The following is a 20,554-nucleotide window of genomic DNA, read 5'->3' as shown; positions in this document are numbered from 1 at the left end:
CTGATGTCGTATTCGACTCAGCTCCATAGGCACCGGAAGGCACACCTGGTATGCAGCGGCGCCCGCGCCAGGAATTCCCAGACTCCGTGACCGAAGCGCTCCCGCCCGAATTTCGCCACCGCCGTGGGTGTCGAGGACGTGTCGGGCAGGCTGTCTTCCCACGGATGAGGCTGTGGGGGGCGGTGGCCGGTGAGTAGAAGGATCCGGTAAAGCGCTGCGGCGGGCGATCGTGGCGCTGTTCTCGTCGAGGTCGGCCACGTCATGGAACTGACCACCGGATTCGCCACCGAATCCAAGATCCGGCACCCGGACTACCCTTTTCAAGGCTGCATGACGGGGCACTAGCTGCTGGCCGCCCCCCGCCCCCGCAGCGACAGATCCTGGACGATTTCGGCCCGGGCATGGGAGAGTCACGGGGCTTCGCGTACGCCCAGCGGGCGGACGGGTCGGTGGTGATCACGCACCGCGGGAGGGTGGCCGGGACGCTGCGGGGCGGCCGGGCGGCGGAGTTCCTCGCCGAGGTCGACGACGACCCGCAACTGGTGATGGCCCGGTGGACCGGCAACTATCGCCGGGGCAACGAACGCGCCGCACGGCAGCACCCCCGCAACCGCGCCTGACCAGCGATCGTCCGGCCGGTAACGTCCGCCCTCAGGCAGCAGGTTCCGCCCGCCACTCGGCTGAAGACTGCGCGGCCCGACGACGACGGCGGCTTCGCCACCGAGATCGCCGCGCTGCGATTGGCCGACGAACGGGGCATCCCGGCACCGCGGATTCTCGGGTTCGATGCCACCGGCAGTTCTGCCGGCACACGGGCGGTGCTGGAGACCGTCGTGCGCGGGCGCAGCGCGATCCCGATCGAGCCCACCCCGGAACGGCTGCGTGTCATGGGCGTCACGGCCGCAGCCCTGCACGCCATCACCGCCGAGCCGTCACGAGAGCTACCTCTGCGCACCCGCCCGATCCCGGCCAGCGACTTCGCGAGACAACGGCGGCTGGGAACCAACCACACCACACCGTTGTGGGCAGCCGCAGACGACCTGGTTGCGAGGCGGCCGGTGCCAGAGGGCAGGACGGGGCTCGTGCATGGCGACCTTTGGCAGGGAAACATGATGTGGAACGGGGACAGGCTCTGCGGCCTGCTCGACTGGGACATGGCCGGCGTGGGTCATCCCGGCATCGACCTGTGTTCGCTGCGCCTGGATGCGGTGCTGATATTCGGTCAGCAAGCGGCCGAACCGGTCCTCGCCGGATGGGAGGAAGCCAGCGGAGAGCAGGCTGAGAACGAACCCAAGGCACCAGTCCATTGCTGGCACCCCCGCACCGGACCACGCCGTTCCACTCCTGGCCGGGGCCGGGCAGGAGGCCGGGGCCGGCATCGTTGCGGTCACGTCGTGCCCGCCCTCGATGCCGGCCGCGTCGTCCGGACAGATCCGCCTTCAGGGCCTGGAGTCTCAGGGCCGGGTGAAGACGAGAGCCACGTTGTGCCCGCCGAAGCCGAACGCGTTGTTCAGCGCGGCGGGGATCTCCAGGTGGCGCGCCTTGTGCGCGGCCACGTCCAGGTCGAGGCCGTCGTCCGGGTCGTCCAGGTTGATCGTCGGGGGGACGACACCGTCACGGATGGCCAGGATGGTGGCGATCGACTCCAGCGCGCCGGCCGCACCGAGCAGGTGGCCGGTCATCGACTTGGTGGCGGAGATCACCGGGTGGTCACCGAGCGCTGCGCGCAGCGCCCCGATCTCCAGCATGTCGCCGACCGGGGTCGACGTGGCGTGCGCGTTGACATGCACGATGTCCTTCTTCGCGATGCCGGCGTCCGCGATCGCCTTCGCGATCGCCCGGATCGCGCCCTCGCCCTCCGCGTGCGGCTGCACGATGTCGTACGCGTCGGAGGTGATCCCGGCGCCGGCCAGCCGCGCGTACACCCGGGCGCCCCGGGCGGCGGCGTGCTCGGCCCGCTCCAGGACCAGCACGCCCGCGCCCTCGCCGAGGACGAAGCCGTCCCGTCCGGTGTCCCACGGCCGGGAGGCCCGCTCGGGCTCCTCGTTGCGGGTGGACATCGCCCGCATCGAGGCGAACCCGGCGATCGGCAGCGGGTGGATGACCGCCTCGGTGCCGCCGGCCAGCACCACGTCGGCCCGGCCGGAGCGGATGATGTCCAGGCCGAGCGAGATGGCCTCCGCGCCGGTGGCGCAGGCGCTGGCCACCGTGTGCACCCCGGCCTTCGCGCCCAGCTCCAACCCCACCCAGGCGGCGGGACCGTTGGGCATCAGCATCGGGATGGTGTGCGGGGACACCCGTCGAGGGCCGGACGCCTCCAGGATGTCGTCCTGGGCGAGCAGGGTGGTGGCCCCGCCGATGCCGGAGCCGACGCTGACCGCCAGCCGCTCCGGGTCCAACCCGGAGTCGGCCAGGCCCGCGTCCGCCCAGGCCTGCCTGGCCGCGATGATCGCGATCGCCTCGGAGCGGTCGAGCCGGCGCAGCTTGACCCGGTCCAGCACCTCGGACGGGTCGACAGCGAGCTGCGCGGCGATCCGGACCGGGAGTTGCGCGGCCCACTCCTGGGTGAGCGGACCCACCCCGGAGCGGCCGGCGAGCATGGCGTCCCAGGTCGACGCGACGTCCCCGCCCAGCGGGGTGGTCGCGCCGAGCCCGGTGACGACGACGTCGGAGCGAGCCATGATCAGGCCTGCGCCTCGATGAAGCTGACGGCGTCGCCCACGGTCTTCAGGTTCTGCACCTCGTTGTCGGGGATCTTGACGCCGAACTTCTCCTCGGCGGCGACCACGACCTCCACCATGGAGAGCGAGTCGACGTCGAGGTCGTCGGTGAAGGACTTGCCCTCGGCCACGTCGTCCGGGTTCACCCCGGCAACCTCTTCGAGGATCTCGGCGAGGCCGGCGGTGATCTCGTCACGGGTCATGGTTGGTGCGTTCCTTTCGATGGTTGGACTCGCCGCGCGGCGCGTGCCGGCGGCGTGCGAACGGCCCCGAAGGGGGCCGGACGTCAGGGGCAGCGGACGACCTGACCGGCGTAGGTCAGGCCGCCGCCGAAGCCGAAGAGCAGGACCGGGGCGCCGGAGGGCACCTCCCGGCGCTCGACGAGCTTGGACAGCGCCAGCGGGACGCTCGCCGCCGAGGTGTTGCCCGACTCGACGAGGTCCTTCGCGATGATCGCGTTGGGGATACCGAGCCGCTTGGCGATGCCGTCGATGATCCGGGTGTTGGCCTGGTGCGGCACGAACGCGGCCAGCTCCGACGGGGCGACCCCGGCCCGCTCGCAGGCCTGCAACGCCAGCGGGGCCAGTTCGGTGGTGGCCCAGCGGAACACCGCCTGGCCCTCCTGCTTGACGTACGGCCGCCAGCCCTCGATGCGTACCGCGTCGCCCTTCCCCGGGACCGAGCCCCAGACCACCGGGCCCACCCCGGCCGGCTCGCCCTCGGCCGTGGCGGTGACCATCGCGGCGCCAGCGCCGTCGGCGAAGATGATGCAGGTGGAGCGGTCGGTCCAGTCGGTGAAGTCGGACAGCTTCTCCGCCCCGATGACGATCGCGTTCCGCGACGCCCCGGCCCGGATCGCATGGTCGACGGTGCCCAGCGCGTAGGCGAAGCCCGAGCACGCGGTGTTCAGGTCGAACGCGCCCGGCGCGGTGATGCCGAGCTTCGCGGCGACCCGGCAGGCCACGTTCGGGCTGCGGTCGATCGAGGTGCAGGTGGCCACCACGACGAGGTCGATGTCGGCGGCGGTGAGCCCGGAGTTTGCCAGGGCCTTGCCGGCGGCGGCCGTCGCCATGTCGGCCACCGTCTCGTCGCCGGCGATCCGCCGGCTGGCGATGCCCACCCGGTCCCGGATCCACTCGTCGTTGGTCTCGACGAACTGGGCGATGTCGTCGTTGGTGACGATCCGGGACGGCTGGTAGTGCCCCAGCGCGAGAATCCGGCTGCCTGTCATGAGTGGTGACCCCCGATCCGGGCGAGCGGTTGGCCCGGCGCGACCGGGTCGTTGTCGTGGGCGAGCCACTCGGTGAGCGGGCCGCTGTCGTGCGCGGTCACCTCGACCGGGCCCTGCCGGGTGGCGACGTGCCCGATCACCTGGCCGGTACGCAGCGACTCGCCCTCGGCCAGCCCCTCGGCCGGCTCGAAGGTGCCCGCCGAGCGGGCCACCACGACCCGGAACCGCATGGTCGGCTCGTGGCTCGGGGCCATCCCGTGCCGGGCGATCAGGTCCCGCGCGGCCGGGAGGTCGTCCGGCGTGTTCAGGGTGACGATCTCGGGCAGGCCCGACTCCTTGAGTTCCCGCTTGACCAGGCCGGCGAGGGTGCCGGCGGGCGGCAGCTCGATCACCCCGGTGACGCCGAGGTCGGCGAGGGTGCGCATGCACAGGTCCCAGCGCACCGGGGAGGTGACCTGGCGGACCAGCCGCTGCACCATCTCCCGGCCGTGGGTGACCGCCGCGCCGTCGAGGTTGGACAGCAGGATCCGGGCCGGGTCGGCCGGGGTGATCCCGGCGGCCACCGCGCCCAGCGCGGCCTCGGCCGGGGCCATGTACGAGGTGTGGAACGCGCCGGCCACCTTCAGCCGGATCACCCGGGCCTTCGCGGGCGGCTCGGCGGCGAGCTTGTCGAGCGCGGCGAGCGCGCCGGCGGCGACGATCTGCCCGGCGCCGTTGCGGTTGGCCGGCTCAAGCCCGTGCCGGTCGAGGGCGGCGAGCACCTCGTCGGTGTCCCCGCCCAGCACCGCGACCATGCCGGTCGGCTCCAGCGCGCAGGCCGCGGCCATCTCCCGGCCGCGCACCCCGGCGAGGGTGATCGCGGTCTCGGCGGGCAGGACCCCGGCGAGCGCCGCCGCGCCCAGCTCGCCGACGCTGTGCCCGACGGTGAGTGTGACGTCGTGCATCGGCAGGTGCTCGGCCGCGAGCAGCGCCGCGGCGACCAGCAGCGGCTGGGTGCGGGCGGTGTCCTTGATCTCGTCGGCGTCGGCCGCCGTGCCGAGGTGGACCAGGTCGACGCCGGCCAGCGCCGACCACCAGCGCAGCCGTGCCTCGGCGCCGGTCAGGCCGAGCCAGGGGGTCAGGAAGCCGGGTTTCTGAGAACCCTGGCCGGGTGAGAGTACGGCGAGCACGGATATGACTCTTCCGGATACTCGCCAGTCACGGTGCTACCGAGCGACACCAAACCACACTAGAACCTTTGGAGGAACCCTACAAAGATCGGTGAGGGTGATCATCTCTCTGGGGTCTTTTGTCGGCCTGCGGTGGCAATCGGCTGATTTGTCACAACGGGAACCACCGGGTCGAGCCGGCCCACGGTCAGGGCCACCTGGAGGGCGAACGCGTCCCGGGGGACCAGCGGCGAGAACCCGGTCACCTCGGCGATCCGCCGCAGCCGGTAGCGCACCGTGTTCGGGTGCACGAACAGCGCCCGGGCGGCGCTCTCCAGCGTCCCGCCGGCGGCGAAGAACGCGTCCAGCGTGTCCAGCAGCTCGCCGCTGGCGCGGGCCAGCGGCGCGTACACGTCGTGGCGCAGCCGGCGGCGGGCCTCGGCGTCGCCGGCCAGGGCCCGCTCGGGCAGCAGGTCGGCCGCCGGCACCGGGCGCGGCGCGGTCGGCCAGGCCGGGGCCGCCCGGAACCCGGCCAGCGCGGCGCGGGCCGAGTCCGTCGCCTCGTCCAGGCTCGGCACCGCCGGGCCCACCACCACCGGGCCGTCGCCGAACGCGGGCAGCAGCTTCCCGGCGGCGGCGAGCGGGTCGGCCGCCCCGCCGAGCACGATCACCAGCCGGTCGCCGTGCACCCCGCCGATCATCTCCACCCCGATCCGCCGGGCCAGCCGGTACGCGGTGTGCAGCACGGCGTTCACCTCGCCGCCGGGGGAGCGGCCCACCGCCACCGACACCGGCGGGGCGTCCGACCAGCCCAGCGCGGCGGCGCGGCTGGCCAGCACGTCCGGGGAGTCCCCGCGCAGCAGCGCGTCCACCAGCAGGGCCTGCAACCGGGCGTCCCAGGAGCCGCGCGACTCGGCGGCCCGCGCGTACGCCCGGGCGGAGGCGAAGGCGATCTCCCGGGAGAACCGCAGCACCGCCTCCCGGAGCTGCTGCTCCTCGCCCTCGGCGGCCAGGGTGCCGACCTGCTCCTCCACCACCTCGATGGTCACCTTGATCAGCGCCACGGTCTGCTGGAGGCTGATCGAGCGGGCCAGCGCCTGCGGCGCGGTGGCGAAGACCTCGTCGGAGACCTCCTGGGTGCTGTCGGCCGTGCCGCCGCCCTCGCGCAGCCACTGCACCAGCGACCGGGCGCCGGCCTGGGCCACCAGCATCACCCAGGAGCGCTGGTCGGCCGGGAGCGCCCGGAACCAGGGCAGCGTCTCGTCCATCCGGGCCACGCTGGCGGTGGCCAGCGCCCCCGCCGCCCGCTCGATCCGGCGCAGCGTGGCCGACAGCTCGATCCCGCCCGGCTCGCTCACCCCCCCAGCCTTCCAGAAGGCGGGCGTCCTCGGCCAACGGCCACCGGTGGCGCCGGGCGCTCATCCCGCCGGTGGTGGGGCCGGGCGCTCATCCCGCCGGTGGTGGGGCCGGGTGGGGCCGGGCGCTCATCCCGCCGTGGTGGGGCCGGCGGGTGACCCGGCGGGCGGGGCCGGCAGGGCCAGCTCCTGGGCCAGGATCGCGGCCTGGACGCGGCTGCGCAGGTCGAGCTTGGCCAGGATCCGGCTGACGTGGGTCTTCGCGGTGCTCTCCGCCATCGCCAGCCGGTCGGCGAGCTGCTGGTTGGACAGGCCCAGCCCGAGGCAGGCCAGCACGTCCCGCTCCCGGGCGGTCAGGCCGGCCACCGCCTCCCGGGCGGCGGCCGACGCCCCCGGTGCGGTGGCCGCGAACGCGCTGATCAGCCGCCGGGTCACCGCCGGGGCGATCACCCCCTCGCCCCGGGCCACCGTCCGGACGGCGGCGACCAGGGCGTCCGCGTCGGTGTCCTTGAGCAGGAAGCCGGCCGCCCCGGCCCGCAGCGCGCCGAAGACGTACTCGTCGAGGTCGAAGGTGGTCAGCACCAGCACGTCGGCGAGCCGGCCGGCGACGATCTCCCGGGTGGCGGAGATGCCGTCCAGGCGGGGCATCCGCACGTCCAGCACGGCGACGTCGGGGCGCAGCTCGGCGCAGAGCCGCACCGCCGCCTCCCCGTCGGCGGCCTCGCCGACCACCTCCATCCCCGGCGTGCCGGCCAGGATCAGCGCCAGCCCGGCCCGCACCGCCGCCTGGTCGTCGGCGAGGACCACCCGCACCGGCCCACCCGCGCCGTCGTCCCGCCGGTCGGGGCCACCCGCGTCCGGGCCGCCCGCGCCGTCGTCCCGCCGGTCGGGGACGGCCGCGTCCTGACCGCCCACGGCGTCGCCGCCTCGGTCGGGGACGGCCGCCCCCGGGCCGCTCACGCCGGCCTCCCGGTGGGCAGCGCCGCCCGTACCCGCCAGCGCCCGTCGGTCGGGCCGGCGGCGAACTCGCCGCCCAGCAGCACCGCGCGCTCGCGCATCCCGATCAGGCCGGCGCCCGCCCCGGGCAGCCCCCCACCGCCCGTGCGGACCGGGTTCGCCACGGTCACCACCACCTCCACCGGCCGGTACGCCACGATCAGCTCCGCCTCGCCCGCGCCGTGCTTCAGCGCGTTGGTCAACGACTCCTGCACGATCCGGTACGCCGCCAGGTCCACCCCCACCGGCAGCGGGCGTGGCCCGCCGGTCACCTCGGCCCGCACCGCCAGCCCGGCGGCCCGCATCCGGTCCACCAGCCGGTCCAACTCGTCGAGGCGGACCCGGGTCGCCTCCTCGGCCGGGTCCGCCGCCCCCGGCGTCGGCTCCCGCAGCAGCCCGATGAGCTGGCGCATCTCCGCCATGCCCTGCACGCTGTTCTCCCGGATCACCCGCAGCGCCGAGGTCACCTGCGCCCGGTCCAGCCCCGGCACGGACAGTGCGGCGGTGGCGTGGATGGCCACCGCGCTGAGGTGGTTGGCCACCACGTCGTGCAGCTCCCGGGCCATCCGGGAGCGCTCGGCACGGACCGCCTCCCGCCGGTCCACCTCGGCCAGCCGGGCGGTCTGCTCGGCCCGGGCCCGCTCGGCCGCCGCCTGGTCCCGGTACTGCCGCACGCTGATCCCGCTCAGCACCGGCAGGACCCCGACCAGCACCACCGGCACGGCGAGCGCCACCCCGCGCCAGTGGCCGAACACCAGCGTCCCGCCGACGGCGGTGAGCAGGCTGAGCGCCACGGTGATCCGCAACAGCCACCGCCACAGCCGGGGCGGGCCGTACACGCAGGAGTCGTAGAGCACCTGGGTGTAGATCAGCGCGGTGCCGAGGCTGGCGCCGAGGGCGACGTCGACGACCAGCGCCGCCGTGCCGAGGGCCAGGCCGGTGCGGGTGGCCACCCGGCGCAGGCCGACCGCCACCGACACGGCCAGCAGCGACGGCAGGAAGGCCGCCGTGGGCACGTCGGGGCGCGGGGCGAGCGCCAGGTGCGCGCCGAGGCCGAGCAGTGCCAGCCCGCCCGCGAGGGAGGCGCCGGCCAGCGCCAGGTCCCGGCCCGGGGTCCCGGAGCCGAGCCAGGGTGGCGGTCGCATGGCCCGATCCCACCACACCCGCCGCCGCGCCGGCTCCAACCACGGCACGAGGCCGTGGTCCGCCGAAGGAGGTACGGCTCAGCCGTACGCCGGGGTCATGGCGGTGGCCAGGCGCAGGTGCCCGGCCGCCTCGTCGGGGTGCCCGGCCGCCTCGTCGGGGTGTCCGGCCGCCTCGTCGGGGTGTCCGGCCGCCTCGTCGGGGGTGTCCGGCCGCCCATGATCGACTCTGGATCAGTGACATGGGGTGTTCGCGTCGCCCGGACGCCCCGTTGTCGGTCACCCGGTGTCGATCATGGGTGCCGGGTGCCGGGTGCCGGGTGCCGGGCGGGCGGGGTGGCCGGGTCCATCCTTCGGCGGACCCGGATCTCACCGTCCGCGCCGAGGCCGGGGCCCGTGGCGGGCGGCACGCTGGACACCGACGGACGGGGAGGTCGGCATGCTGGTCGCGGTCATCATCGGGTGCGAGATCGGGTTCTGGGTGGTGCTCGCGGCGGGGCTGGTGGCCCGCTACCCGCTGCGTAGACCGCGCCTCGGCGCGGCGCTGCTGGTCTGCGTACCCCTGGTCGACCTGGTGCTGCTCGCGGCGACGGCGCTGGACCTGCGGCGCGGTGCCACCGCGGACGTCACCCACGGCCTGGCCGCCGCCTACCTGGGCTTCTCGGTGGCCTTCGGACACTCGATGGTCCGCTGGGCCGACCAGCGCTTCGCCCACCGGTTCGCCGGTGGCCCGCCGCCGGTCCGGCCGCCCCGACACGGCTGGGCGCGTACCCGGCACGAGTGGCGGGAGTGGGGCAAGGGGTTGCTGGGCTGGGCCGTCGCCTGCGCGCTGCTCGGCGCCGCGATCCTCTACGTGGGCGACGCCGAGCGCACCCGTGAGCTGTGGAACTGGATCCAGAAGCTCACCCTCGCCATCGCGATCTGGCTGGTCGCCTTCCCGGTCTGGGAGACGATCTTCCCGCGTCGCCCCCGGCGCTGAGGTGGGGTACGCGCCGCACGACGCGTCGGCCTGCCCCAGTACGGTGACAGGGCACGCGGGCCACGACCGGCCGCGCGCGACGGCGAGCGTGAGGAGACCGGGGATGGCGCATGGGGAGGCCGAGTACGGCTGCGCCCAGGGGGAGAGCCGCCGGCCGGGCCACCACGACCCCCAGCCGGCGGCCGAGCACCACCGCCGGCTCGCCGGCCCGACCCATCCCGCCGAGCCGGCCTGCGGCCGGACCCCGGAGCGGGCCGAGGACGACGCGCCGGTGCCCCGCCAGCGCACCCCCGAGCCGCCCGCCGACGAGCTGGCCCGCGCGGCGGCCTGCCGCAGCGACCTGCCCGGCTGGGCCGGCGCGCACCGGCACGGCCCGGTCCGCCCCCGGCACCGGGAGGTCCGCCGGGAGCGCCCGCCGCGCCGGTGGTGCTGACCGCGGCCTGACGGCCCACCGCCCACCGTGGCGCGGGCCGGGCTCCCGGCCGCGTCGGCCCCGCCGCGACCGGGCAGCGGCTAGCGTGAGCAGGGTGAAGGCGATCGCGATCGACGCGTACGGCCCCGCCGACCGGCTCGCCGTGCGGGAGCTGCCCGACCCGCCGGTCGGGCCGGACACGGTGCTGGTGCGGGTGCGCGCGGCCGGCGTCAACCCGGTCGACTGGAAGGTCCGCGAGGGGCACCTCGACAAGGCCATCCCCGCCCACTTCCCGCTGGTGCCCGGCTGGGACGCGGCCGGCGTGGTGGCCGCGGTGGGCCCGGCGGTGGCCGGGTTCGCCGCGGGTGACGAGGTGATCGGGTACGTCCGCCGCGACGACCTCCAGCACGGGACGTACGCGGAGCTGGTGCCGGCACCGGAGCGGGCGGTGACGGACAAGCCGGCCCGGGCGTCCTGGGCGGAGGCGGCCGGGTTGCCGCTGGCCGGGCTCGCCGCGTACCAGGCGCTCCAGCTCACCCGCACCGGGGCGGGGGACACCGTGCTGGTGCACGGCGCGGCCGGCGGGGTCGGGCACCTCGCGGTCCAGCTCGCCCGGGCGCTCGGCGCCAGCCGGGTGATCGGCACGGCCGGCGAGGCCAACCACGACTTCGTCCGGTCGCTCGGCGCGGAGCCGGTCAGCTACGGCGACGGGTTGCTCGACCGGGTCCGCGCGGTCGCGCCCGACGGGGTGGACGTGGCCCTCGACCTGTTCGGCGGGGCGGCGCTGGACGTCTCGGCCGAGCTGCTGACCCGCCCCGCCCGGCTGGTGTCCACCGCCGACCCGGAACACGTCACCCGCCTCGGCGGCAGCTACCTGTTCGTCAGGCCGTCCACGGCGGACCTGAGCGTCCTGGCCGGGCTGGTCGACGCCGGCCGGCTCACCGTCCACGTGGCACGGACGTTCCCGCTGGACCAGGCCGCCGAGGCGCAGCGCCTGGTCGAGCAGGGACACGTGCGGGGCAAGGTGGTCCTGGAGCTCTGACCCGTCGACCGCCCGAGCCGGGTTCGGCGAGCCGGGGTTCGGCGGGGCTGGGTTCAGCGGGGCTGGGTTCAGCGGGTGCGGCGGCGGATCAACAGCGCGATCCCGGCCAGCCCGAGGGTGATCACCAGGATCACCCCGACGTTGAGCAGCAGCAGCCGCTGCAACTCGCCGAGGGCCTCGTCGAAGTCGCGGGCCGGGTTCAGCGACTCGTCCGGGATCACCCGCTCGCCGCCGCCGACGCCGCCGCCGCCGACCGTGTCGAACTGCCGCTCCAGCGGCACCCCGGCCGTCCGCAGGGTCTCCGACATGCTCAGCCGGCCGAGGAACCAGCCGGCCTTGGCCTTGCGGGAGACGTCCGGCTGCTTCGCCGGCCGGTACACCCGCGGGCCGCCCTTGGCCAGCGGGTAGAGGTCGTACGTCTGGGTCGCGACGTCCCCGGAGAGCACCACGACGGTGTACTTCGGGCCGAGGTCCTTCGCGGCCGGGCCGGAGGGCGCGCCGGTGCGACCCAGCCAGCTCACCTGGTCGATGACCGCGACCACCGCGGCGGGATCGGTGGCGGCCCGCAGCCGCAGCGGCTCCGCCAGCCGGTCGCCGGTGATGTCCACCCCGGCCGGCAGCGGCTTCGGAGCGGCACGCCCCGGCCCGGCCAGCCCCGGCCCGGCACCGGCGGTCCGCACCGGGCCGCCCGCGTGGGCCGGTCCCGTGAGGACCGCCGCCAGCAGCACCCCCGCGGCCAACGCGATCAGCCGCCTCACCTGTCGGACCATCGCCGCCTCCTCGCCCCGTTTCGATTTGGATGGCTTCACTGCGGGTCACGCGCTGGTCGGTCGACGGCGGTGACCCTGCCCCCAGGGCGGGTGCCCACCTCTAAGACTGTGCGGAACATCGATCAGTTGCAGCTACTGGATCGGGAATTGGAACTATCTGCGATCCCGGGCCGACTAACCTGTCAGCCGTTGATCAGCGGGCGGATAGTACCTTTCCGGAGGGGTTCATGGGGGGCAGGCTCTCACGTGCGGCCCGTACCTGGGTAGTGGTTCTCGGCGTGGCGCTCGGTGTGTCGCTGGCACTCCCGACGCCGCCGGCCTCGGCGCACAATTCGCTGACCGGCAGCAACCCGGAGAACGGGGCTCGGGTGGCCACCGCGCCGGCCCGGATCGAGCTCCGCTTCCTGGCGAAGCCGGACCCGGGTACGACGAAGATCACAGTGACCGGTCCGGACAACGTGGTCGCCCTCGGGGGCGAGCCGACCTTCTCCGGCAGCCGGGTGCGCGTCCCCTTCGCGCCCGGTGCCGCCGGCCTCTACATCGTCGGGTACCAGATCGCCTCGGCCGACGGCCACCCGATCAAGGGCGAGGTGCGGTTCACCCTCACCACCGGCACCGCGGCCCAGCCCCCGTCGCCGGGCGCCCCGTCCTCCGCCGGCACGCCGTCGGGCGAGGGGTCGCCGTCGGGCGACGGGTCGCCGTCGGGTGCCACGTCGCCCGCCACCCCTTCGGCCGCCCCGGCCACGGACGACCCCGTCAGCGCCGCGCCGGCCGCCGTCGAGACGGCGGACGACGGCCCGTCCGGGTGGCTGTGGGCGCTGGGCGGCGTCGTGCTGCTCGCCGCCCTGGGCGTCGCCCTCGTCGTGCGCCGCCGCGCCACGCGTTCCTGACCGCCCGGTCCCGCTGGCGGCGTTGATCGCCTGCGCCGCCGGGGCGAACGGGTCGCGCCGCAGGAGCCACGGCGTCAGTGACATCGCGGTCTCCGAGCCACGGAACACCGCGATGTCACCGACGCCGGATGGATCTCGCCGGCCCGCCCAGGATCAGGGCAGGCGCAGACGCGCGGCGCGCAGCCGGGTGAGGGTGCGTTCGCGGCCGAGGACCTCCAGCGACTCGAACAGCGGCAGGCCCACGGTGCGGCCGGTGACCGCGACCCGGACCGGCGCCTGCGCCTTGCCGAGCTTGAGGCCGCGCTCCGCGCCGACCGCCTCCAGCGTCGCCTTCAGCGCGTCGGCGTCCCACGACTGGAGCGCCTCGAACGCGACCACCGCCGCGTCCAGCAGCTCGGCCGCGCCCTCCTTCATCGCCTTGGCCCAGGCCGCCTCGTCGACCAGCGGCGAGGCCAGGAAGAGGAAGTCGACGTTCGGCACGATCTCGCTGAGCACGGCGATCCGGGTCTGGGCCAGGGGGGCGACCGCGGCGAACGCGTCCGCGTCGAACTCCTCCGGCTGCCACGGCGGCGGGGGGATCGTGTCGGTGCCGGCCAGCCACGGCTGGCAGGCCGCGACGAACTCGTCCACCGGCAGCGCCCGGATGTAGTCGCCGTTGAACGCGCGCAGCTTCTTCTCGTCGAAGAACGCGGGGGAGAGGTTGACCTCCTCCAGCCGGAACTCCTTCTCGATCACCGGCCAGGGCACGATCTCCCGGTCGCCGGACGGCGCCCAGCCCAGCAGCATCAGGTAGTTGCGCATCGCATCGGGGAGGTAGCCCTCGTCCCGGTACGCCTCCAGGGCGACCTTGTCCCGCCGCTTGGACAGCTTCTGCCGCTTCTCGTTGACCACCACGGGCACGTGCGCCCAGACCGGCGGGGCGACCCCGAGGGCGTCCCAGAGGAGCTGCTGCTTCGGGGTGTTGGGCAGGTGCTCCTCGGCCCGGATCACGTGGGTGATCCCCATCGTCATGTCGTCGACGACGTTGGCCAGCAGGAACACCGCGGAGCCGTCGCCCCGGGCGATGACGAAGTCCTCGATCAGCTTGTTCTCGAAGGTCGGCTCGCCCCGGATCAGGTCGACCACCACGGTCTCGCCGGAATCGGGGGTCCGGAAGCGCAGCGCCCGACCCTCGCCCGGCTCCAGGCCCCGGTCCCGGCAGAAGCCGTCGTAGCCCTGGTACTGGGAGCCGGTGCGGGCCTGCACGGCGTCGCGGGTGCAGTCGCAGTAGTACGCCCGGCCGCCCTCGTACAGCCGCTGGGCGGCGGCGCGGTGCTCGCCCGCGTACGACGACTGGAAGTGCGGTCCCTCGTAGCTGCCTCGGGCGATGCCGATCCAGTCCAGCGCCGAGAGGATGCCCTCGGTCCACTCCGGCTTGTTGCGGGCCGCGTCGGTGTCCTCGATGCGGAGCACGAACACCCCGCCCTGCTGTCTGGCGTAGATCCAGTTCTGTAGGGCGGAGCGGGCGCCGCCGACGTGGAACATACCGGTCGGGGAGGGGGCGAAGCGTACACGTACCGTCACGTCCCCCAGCCTACGGCCGCCGGCCAGCGCTTTCCCGCGAGGGGGCCGGGCCGGCCCCGCCCGGACGGGTCAGGCCACCGAGCGGATCTTGACCACCAGGGCGCTGCCGAGCAGGGTGACCGCCGCGGTCGCCGCGTACAGGGTGGGGTAGCCGCCCAGGTGCACGACGATCGGGGCGGACAGCGCCGGGCCGAGCACCTGCGGCGCCGAGTTGGCGATGTTGATCACCCCGAGGTCCTTGGCCCGGTCGGTGGCCACCGGCAGCACCTCGGTGATCAGCGCCGCGTCGACCGACAGGTAGACGCCGTAGCCCGCGCCGAGCAGCAGCGCGGCGACCACGGCCGTCGACCAGACCGGCGCGACGGCCAGCAGCGTCGCGGCCACCGCCATCACCAGCCCCGAGGCGATCACGAAGACCTTCCGGCGGCCGGAGCGGTCGGACAGCCGGCCGGAGACCACGGCGGTGAGGATCATCCCGAGGGTGTAGAGCAGGATCAGCACCAGCAGGCCGCCCTCCGGGTCGGGGTGGCGCACCCCGTCGGTGAGGAAGTACAGCAGGTACAGGGTGCCCAGCGCGTTGCCGAGCTGGACCAGGAACCGGGTGATCCAGGCCCAGGCGAAGTCGGGGTGCCGGCGCGGGTTGATCCACATCGAGGCGAGCAGCGTGCGCAGCCGCAGCGCCGGGCGATGCTCCCGGGGCAGCGGGTCGTCGGCGGTGAGCAGCGCGAACGGCAGCGACAGCAGCAGCACGGCCAGCGCGATCGCGGCGTAGCCGGCGGCGTTGCCGGTCACCAGGGCGGTGACCAGCACCGCGCCGAGCACCAGGCCGAGCGACTGTGGGATGCCCACCCAGCCGGAGACGCCGCCGCGCTGCGCCACCGGCACCCGGTCCGGGATGCCGGCGGTGAGGCTGGCCAGCATCGCGTTGAAGCAGACCTGGGCGGCCACCCAGCCGACCGCCACCCCGGCGATGGTGTCCTGCCGGGCCAGCAGCACCAGGGCGAGCGCCCCGAGCACCGCGCCGCCCGCCGTCCAGACGTGCCGGCGGCCCAGCTCCCGGCCGGCCAGCCGCAGACAGGTCCGGTCCGACAGCGCCCCGGCGAGCGGGTTGGCCAGCACCGCGGCGAGCGCGCCGAGGCCGGTGACCAACGCGAACATGGCCTCCTTGTCGCCCGGCGCGATCCGCTCGATCTGCTGGGGCAGCAGCACCTGGATGGGGGTGAAGAAGGCCATCCACACCCCGAGGTTCGCCGCGAAGACCAGCGCGATCCAGCTCCGCCGGACCGGCACGACCGGCTCGGCGAGCGCCGCCGGCAGCGCGGCCGACGTCGGATCGACGGTGGTCACGGCCTACTCCCCGGCTCCGGGCGCGCGCCCCGCCGGCCGGGTGACGACGCCGCGGAACCAGGCGTACGAGGACTTGGGCGTGCGGGCGCCGGTGGCGAAGTCGACGTGCACCAGGCCGAACCGCTTGGTGAAGCCCTCCGCCCACTCCCAGTTGTCCAGCAGGGACCAGACGAAGTACCCGGTCACGTCCACCCCGTCGTCGATCGCCGCCCGCACGGCGCGCAGGTGCCCGTCCAGGTAGGCGATCCGCTCCGGGTCGTGGACCCGGCCGTCGACGTCCGGCACGTCGTCGTACGCGCAGCCGCACTCGGTGACCTGGATCGGCGGCAGCCGGTCGCCGTACCGGTGGCGCAGGCCGGTGAGCAGCTCGCGCAGCCCCTCGGGCGCGACCGGCCAGCCGAACGCGGTGCGCGGGTACCCGGCCAGCTCGACCAGCTCGAACGGCAGCGGCGAGTCCCCGTCGGGGGCCCGTACGCCGGTCGGGTTGTAGTAGTTGACGCCGAGCACGTCGATCGGGGCGGCGACCACGGCGAGGTCGCCGTCGCGGACGGCCCCCGTGTCGGCGCCGGGGACGTCGGGGTAGCCGAGGCCGAGCAGCGGATCGGTGAACAGCCGGTTGTGCAGCGCGTCGTACGCGTCGGCGGCGGCCCGGTCGGCGTCGGTGTCGCCGGCCACCCGCACCGGCGAGTAGTTGTTGGTGATGGCCACCGGGCTCGTGCTGCGGGCGCGCAGCGCGGCGACGGCCAGCCCGTGCCCGAGGAGCTGGTGGTGGGCCACCGGGAAGGCGTCGAACAGCAGCGTCCGGCCGGGGGCGTGCTGGCCGGTGCCGTAGCCGAGGCTCATCTGCACGAACGGCTCGTTGAGGGTGATCCACAGCCGCACCCGGTCGCCGAGTCGGGCGGCCACCACGTCGGCGTACTCCGCGAACCGGGCGGCGGTGTCCCGGTTCAGCCAGCCGCCCGCGTCCTCCAGCGGCTGCGGCAGGTCCCAGTGGTACAGCGTGGCGACCGGGTCGATGCCGGCGGCGGCCAGATCGTCGACGAGCCGGTCGTAGAAGTCCAGGCCGGCGGCGTTGGCCGGGCCGGCGCCACCGGGCTGCACCCGGGGCCAGGCGATCGAGAACCGGTACGCCGACACGCCGAGCCCGGCCATCAGCGCGACGTCCTGTCCGGGCCGGCGCCAGTGGTCGCAGGCGACGTCGGCGGTGCTGCCGTCGGCGACCAGCCCCGGGGTGTGCGCGAAGGTGTCCCAGATGGACGGCCCGCGCCCGGCGGCGGTCGTCGCACCCTCGATCTGGTACGCGGACGTGGCGACGCCCCAGCGGAATCCGGTCGGGAACTCGGGCAGCGGCTCGGTGGTCATGCGCCCTCCAGGCGAGGCGAGATCCGACGGCGTTCGCGGGCGCGACACGGGCGGCAGCGCGATCCGCGAAACGCCCGCAAAACGCGAAACGTGTTCGGACTCTAGGCCCCCGACCGTCGATCGCGCCATAGGCGGCCGGCGATCGGCGCGCAAGACCTTTCGGCGTGTCTTTTCCGAAGAAGTCCAGGTAAGTCCGTTTTCATGCATAGAGTGCGGAATATCGCGGATGTCCTCAGTGGGGGAAAGAACGAAATGATCCTCGTGGAACGCAGTGCGCACGTGGCGGCGCCGGTGGAAGCGGTCTGGGAAGTCGTGCAGCGGGCCGAGCAGTTGCCGGCCTGGCTGGCGGGGGTGCGTGCGGCCGAGGTGCTCTCGGGGGAGGGCTTCGGTCGCCGGCAACTGGTCCAGGCCGGGCGCGGGTCGGCGCACGAGGCCGAGGTGATCGCCTACCAGGAGCCGAACCTGATCGGCTGGCGGGAGCGCGCCAAGGGCGCCGGGGCCCGGGCCGAGGCCCGGACCGAGATCTACGTCCAGCTCACCGGAGACGAGGAGGAGGGCGGGACCGTCGTGCGGCTCATCGTCGTACGCTGGCCGGCCGGCCCGGTCAAGGCCGCCCTGCTCCGGCTCGGGTTGCGTCGGGTCGGCGCCGACCTGGAGGACTCGCTGGCCCGGCTGACCGACCTGGCCGCCGTCGGCTGACCGGGCCCGTCCCGGCGTCACCCGCGATGGAGATGGTCCGGCGTCCCCGCCAGGGATGCCGGACCATCATCCTGCCCGGGGTGGGGAAGACGAAGGCCCGGCGCGGTGACCACCGCGCCGGGCCCCGTGCTCGTCCGCCCTAGCTGTCGCCGCCGGTCTCGCCGACCGGGGCCGCGTTGACGTCCTCGATCGCGTACTTCTTGGCCGCCTCGGCCGGGACGGTGGCCGGCACCACGCCGCGCAGCGCGAGCTGCCGCAGCGTCGCGACCGTCACCGACTCGGCGTCGACGTGGAAGTGCCGGCGCAGCGCGTGCCGGGTGTCCGACATGCCGAACCCGTCGGTGCCCAGCGAGGTGTAGTCGCCCGGTACCCAGCGGGCGATCAGGTCCGGTACCGCGCGCATCCAGTCGCTGACCGCGACCTTCGGCCCGTCGGCGTCGGCCAGCTTCTGCTGGATGTACGGCACCCGCTGCTCCGCGCCCGGGTTGAGCAGGTTGTGCTCCTCGCACTGCACCGCGTCGCGGCGCAGCTCGGTCCAGGAGGTCACCGACCAGACGTCGGCGGCCACCCCCCAGTCCTGGGCGAGCAACTGCTGGGCCTTGAGCGCCCACTGCATGCCGGTGCCGGAGGCCAGGATGTTCGCCTTCGGGCCGTCCACCTGCGGGGCGGGCGAGTAGCGGTAGATGCCCTTGAGCAGGCCCTCCACGTCCACGCCCGCCGGCTCCGCCGGCTGATGGATCGGCTCGTTGTAGATGGTCAGGTAGTAGAAGATGTTCTCCGGCTGCTCCCCGTACATCCGGTGCAGGCCGTTCTCCATGATGTGCGCCAGCTCGAACGCGAACGCCGCGTCGTAGGCGACCACCGCCGGGTTGGTGGCGGCGAGCAGCAGCGAGTGCCCGTCCTCGTGCTGGAGGCCCTCACCGTTGAGCGTGGTCCGCCCCGCGGTCGCGCCGAGCACGAAGCCCCGGGCCATCTGGTCGGCCGCCGCCCAGAAGCCGTCGCCGGTGCGCTGGAAGCCGAACATCGAGTAGAAGATGTACAGCGGGATCATCGGCTCGCCGTGGGTGGCGTACGAGGTGCCGGCGGCGGTGAACGAGGCCACCGAGCCCGCCTCGTTGATGCCCTCGTGCAGGATCTGCCCGGTCGTCGACTCCTTGTACGACAGGAACAGCTCCCGGTCGACCGAGGTGTACCGCTGGCCGTGCGGCGAGTAGATCTTCTGCGTGGGGAACAGCGAGTCCATGCCGAAGGTACGGGCCTCGTCCGGGATGATCGGCACCCAGCGCTTGCCGAACTCCTTGTCCTTCATCACGTCCTTGAGCAGGCGGACGAAGGCCATCGTGGTGGCCACCTTCTGCTTGCCGGAGCCCCGCTTGACGTCGGCGAACCGTTCGCTGCCCGGGATCGCCAGCGCCTTGCCGGCGGTCCGCCGCGACGGCAGGTATCCGCCGAGCTGCTGCCGCCGTTCCTTCAGGTACGCGATCTCGTCGGAGGACTCGCCCGGCTGGTAGTACGGCGGGAGGTAGGGGTTCTCCTCCAGCGTCTTGTCCGAGATGTCCAGGTAGAGCCGGTCGCGGAAGAGCTTCAGGTCCTCCAGCGTCAGCTTCTTCATCTGGTGGGTGGCGTTGCGGCCCTCGAAGTGCGAGCCGAGCGTCCAGCCCTTGATCGTCTTGGCCAGGATCACCGTCGGCTGCCCGGTGTGCTCCGTCGCCGCCTTGTAGGCCGCGTAGAGCTTGCGGTAGTCGTGGCCGCCCCGCTTGAGGTTCCAGATCTCGTCGTCGGTGAACCCCTCGACCATCTTGCGGGTCCGCTGGTCGCGGCCGAAGAAGTGCTCCCGCACGTACGCCCCGGACTCCGCCTTGTAGGTCTGGTAGTCGCCGTCGGGCGTGGTGTTCATCAGGTTGACCAGCGCGCCGTCGGTGTCGGCGGCGAGCAGCGGGTCCCACTCGCGGCCCCAGACCACCTTGATGACGTTCCAGCCGGCGCCCCGGAAGAACGCCTCCAGCTCCTGCATGATCTTGCCGTTGCCCCGGACCGGCCCGTCGAGCCGCTGGAGGTTGCAGTTGATCACGAAGGTGAGGTTGTCCAGCTCCTCGCGGGCGGCCACGCCGATCGCGCCGAGCGACTCCACCTCGTCCATCTCGCCGTCGCCGAGGAACGCCCAGACGTGCTGCTGCGAGGTGTCCTTGATGCCCCGGTGGTGCAGGTACCGGTTGAACCGGGCCTGGTAGATCGCGTTCAGCGGGCCGAGCCCCATGGAGACCGTGGGGAACTCCCAGAAGTCCGGCATCAACCGCGGGTGCGGGTACGACGGCAGCCCACCGCCCGGGTGGGACAGCTCCTGGCGGAACCCGTCGAGCTGGTCCTCGCTCAGCCGACCCTCCAGGAACGCCCGCGCGTACATGCCCGGCGAGGCGTGGCCCTGGTAGAAGATGTGGTCGCCGCCGCCCGGGTGGTCCTTGCCCCGGAAGAAGTGGTTGAAGCCCACCTCGTAGAGCGACGCCGAGCTGGCGAAGGTGGAGATGTGCCCGCCGACGCCGATCTCGGGGCGCTGCGCGCGGTGCACCAGCATCGCCGCGTTCCACCGGATGTAGGCCCGGATCCGCCGCTCGATGTGCTCGTCACCCGGGAACCACGGTTCGCGCTCCGGCGGGATGGTGTTGATGTAGTCGGTGGTGGTCAGCGACGGCACCCCGACCTGGCGCTCGCGCGCACGCTCCAGCAGACGCAGCATGACGTACCGAGCGCGCTTGGTTCCGCGCTCGTCGATCACTCCGTCGAGCGACTCGACCCATTCGCCGGTCTCTTCGGGGTCGATGTCCGGAAGCTGGCTCGGCAGACCGGCGGTGATCACCGGGCGCTTGCGTTCCGTGGCCACAGGCGTTCCCTCGGTTGTGT

18 protein-coding genes and 1 pseudogene are annotated in these 20,554 nt (G+C 74.1%); 7 read left to right on the top strand and 12 right to left on the bottom strand.

Annotation, left to right across the window (positions count from 1 at the left end):
- Nucleotides 1-401: 401 nt before the first annotated feature.
- Together C5N14_RS31015 and C5N14_RS34375 are read left to right on the top strand one after the other, a co-directional pair.
- On the top strand, nt 402-620 hold the full coding sequence (locus C5N14_RS31015) for a hypothetical protein (protein WP_117673398.1): 219 nt from the start codon (nt 402-404) through the stop codon (nt 618-620).
- A 6-nt stretch (nt 621-626) separates the two neighbouring features.
- Nucleotides 627-1,247, top strand: a pseudogene (locus tag C5N14_RS34375) (phosphotransferase); the annotation flags it as partial.
- Nucleotides 1,248-1,454: 207 nt separating this feature from the next.
- Here the strand turns inward: C5N14_RS34375 and fabF are convergent.
- The 7 genes from fabF to C5N14_RS30975 form a co-directional block, all read right to left on the bottom strand.
- Entirely contained in the window at nt 1,455-2,681 is a 1,227-nt protein-coding gene (gene fabF / locus C5N14_RS31005; RefSeq protein ID WP_117673396.1) for a beta-ketoacyl-ACP synthase II, read from the bottom strand.
- 2 nt (nt 2,682-2,683) lie between these two features.
- The gene (locus C5N14_RS31000) at nt 2,684-2,923 is read right to left on the bottom strand and encodes an acyl carrier protein (RefSeq protein WP_117673394.1); all 240 of its coding nucleotides are present in this window, start codon (nt 2,921-2,923) and stop codon (nt 2,684-2,686) included.
- An 83-nt stretch (nt 2,924-3,006) separates the two neighbouring features.
- On the bottom strand, nt 3,007-3,951 hold the full coding sequence (locus C5N14_RS30995; RefSeq protein WP_117673392.1) for a beta-ketoacyl-ACP synthase III: 945 nt from the start codon (nt 3,949-3,951) through the stop codon (nt 3,007-3,009).
- Nucleotides 3,948-5,120: an acyltransferase domain-containing protein gene (locus C5N14_RS30990; protein WP_117673390.1), complete on the bottom strand. Its 1,173-nt coding sequence runs from the start codon at nt 5,118-5,120 to the stop codon at nt 3,948-3,950. Before C5N14_RS30990 ends, C5N14_RS30995 begins: the two co-directional genes overlap by 4 nt.
- 101 nt (nt 5,121-5,221) lie before the next feature.
- A complete protein-coding gene (locus tag C5N14_RS30985; RefSeq protein WP_117673388.1) occupies nt 5,222-6,457 on the bottom strand; it encodes a CdaR family transcriptional regulator in 1,236 nt (411 codons plus the stop codon).
- A gap of 126 nt (nt 6,458-6,583) precedes the next feature.
- Nucleotides 6,584-7,267 carry a response regulator transcription factor gene (locus C5N14_RS30980; protein ID WP_117673404.1) on the bottom strand — a complete coding sequence of 228 codons (684 nt, stop codon included), beginning with the start codon at nt 7,265-7,267 and terminating at the stop codon, nt 6,584-6,586.
- Nucleotides 7,268-7,410: 143 nt separating this feature from the next.
- Nucleotides 7,411-8,595: a sensor histidine kinase gene (locus C5N14_RS30975; RefSeq protein ID WP_117673402.1), complete on the bottom strand. Its 1,185-nt coding sequence runs from the start codon at nt 8,593-8,595 to the stop codon at nt 7,411-7,413.
- Nucleotides 8,596-9,031: 436 nt separating this feature from the next.
- On the opposite strand from C5N14_RS30975, the gene C5N14_RS30970 reads away from it, so the two are divergent.
- The 3 genes from C5N14_RS30970 to C5N14_RS30960 all read left to right on the top strand — a co-directional run bounded on the left by C5N14_RS30970 (nt 9,032) and on the right by C5N14_RS30960 (nt 11,025).
- Nucleotides 9,032-9,571 carry a hypothetical protein gene (locus C5N14_RS30970; RefSeq protein ID WP_117673386.1) on the top strand — a complete coding sequence of 180 codons (540 nt, stop codon included), beginning with the start codon at nt 9,032-9,034 and terminating at the stop codon, nt 9,569-9,571.
- Between the two features lie 103 nt (nt 9,572-9,674).
- Nucleotides 9,675-10,004 carry a hypothetical protein gene (locus tag C5N14_RS30965; RefSeq protein WP_117673384.1) on the top strand — a complete coding sequence of 110 codons (330 nt, stop codon included), beginning with the start codon at nt 9,675-9,677 and terminating at the stop codon, nt 10,002-10,004.
- Nucleotides 10,005-10,098: 94 nt separating this feature from the next.
- A complete protein-coding gene (locus C5N14_RS30960) occupies nt 10,099-11,025 on the top strand; it encodes an NADP-dependent oxidoreductase (RefSeq protein ID WP_117673382.1) in 927 nt (308 codons plus the stop codon).
- Nucleotides 11,026-11,093: 68 nt separating this feature from the next.
- On the opposite strand, the gene C5N14_RS30955 is transcribed toward C5N14_RS30960, so the two are convergent.
- Complete coding sequence (locus tag C5N14_RS30955) at nt 11,094-11,795, bottom strand: hypothetical protein (protein WP_117673380.1); 702 nt, start codon at nt 11,793-11,795, stop codon at nt 11,094-11,096.
- Nucleotides 11,796-12,073: 278 nt separating this feature from the next.
- Between C5N14_RS30955 and C5N14_RS30950 the strand changes: the two genes are divergently transcribed.
- On the top strand, nt 12,074-12,685 hold the full coding sequence (locus C5N14_RS30950) for a copper resistance CopC family protein (RefSeq protein WP_243640284.1): 612 nt from the start codon (nt 12,074-12,076) through the stop codon (nt 12,683-12,685).
- A 153-nt stretch (nt 12,686-12,838) separates the two neighbouring features.
- Here the strand turns inward: C5N14_RS30950 and gltX are convergent, their stop codons facing one another.
- From gltX to C5N14_RS30935, 3 genes are all read right to left on the bottom strand, one after another.
- Nucleotides 12,839-14,248, bottom strand: a complete 1,410-nt coding sequence (gene gltX, locus C5N14_RS30945; RefSeq protein ID WP_117673371.1) for a glutamate--tRNA ligase — start codon at nt 14,246-14,248, stop codon at nt 12,839-12,841.
- Between the two features lie 69 nt (nt 14,249-14,317).
- Nucleotides 14,318-15,595: an MFS transporter gene (locus tag C5N14_RS30940; protein ID WP_117673369.1), complete on the bottom strand. Its 1,278-nt coding sequence runs from the start codon at nt 15,593-15,595 to the stop codon at nt 14,318-14,320.
- 3 nt (nt 15,596-15,598) lie between these two features.
- Nucleotides 15,599-16,957: a GH1 family beta-glucosidase gene (locus C5N14_RS30935; protein WP_117673367.1), complete on the bottom strand. Its 1,359-nt coding sequence runs from the start codon at nt 16,955-16,957 to the stop codon at nt 15,599-15,601.
- A gap of 252 nt (nt 16,958-17,209) precedes the next feature.
- On the opposite strand from C5N14_RS30935, the gene C5N14_RS30930 reads away from it, so the two are divergent.
- Nucleotides 17,210-17,656: an SRPBCC domain-containing protein gene (locus C5N14_RS30930; protein WP_117673365.1), complete on the top strand. Its 447-nt coding sequence runs from the start codon at nt 17,210-17,212 to the stop codon at nt 17,654-17,656.
- A gap of 139 nt (nt 17,657-17,795) precedes the next feature.
- On the opposite strand, the gene aceE is transcribed toward C5N14_RS30930, so the two are convergent.
- Nucleotides 17,796-20,534 carry a pyruvate dehydrogenase (acetyl-transferring), homodimeric type gene (gene aceE / locus C5N14_RS30925; protein WP_117673363.1) on the bottom strand — a complete coding sequence of 913 codons (2,739 nt, stop codon included), beginning with the start codon at nt 20,532-20,534 and terminating at the stop codon, nt 17,796-17,798.
- Nucleotides 20,535-20,554: the final 20 nt, after the last annotated feature.

The organism is Micromonospora sp. MW-13, assembly GCF_003434305.1.
GTDB lineage: Bacteria > Actinomycetota > Actinomycetes > Mycobacteriales > Micromonosporaceae > Micromonospora.
The sequence above is the reverse complement of the archived record's forward strand: the minus strand, read 5'-3'. Positions and strand labels throughout refer to the sequence as shown.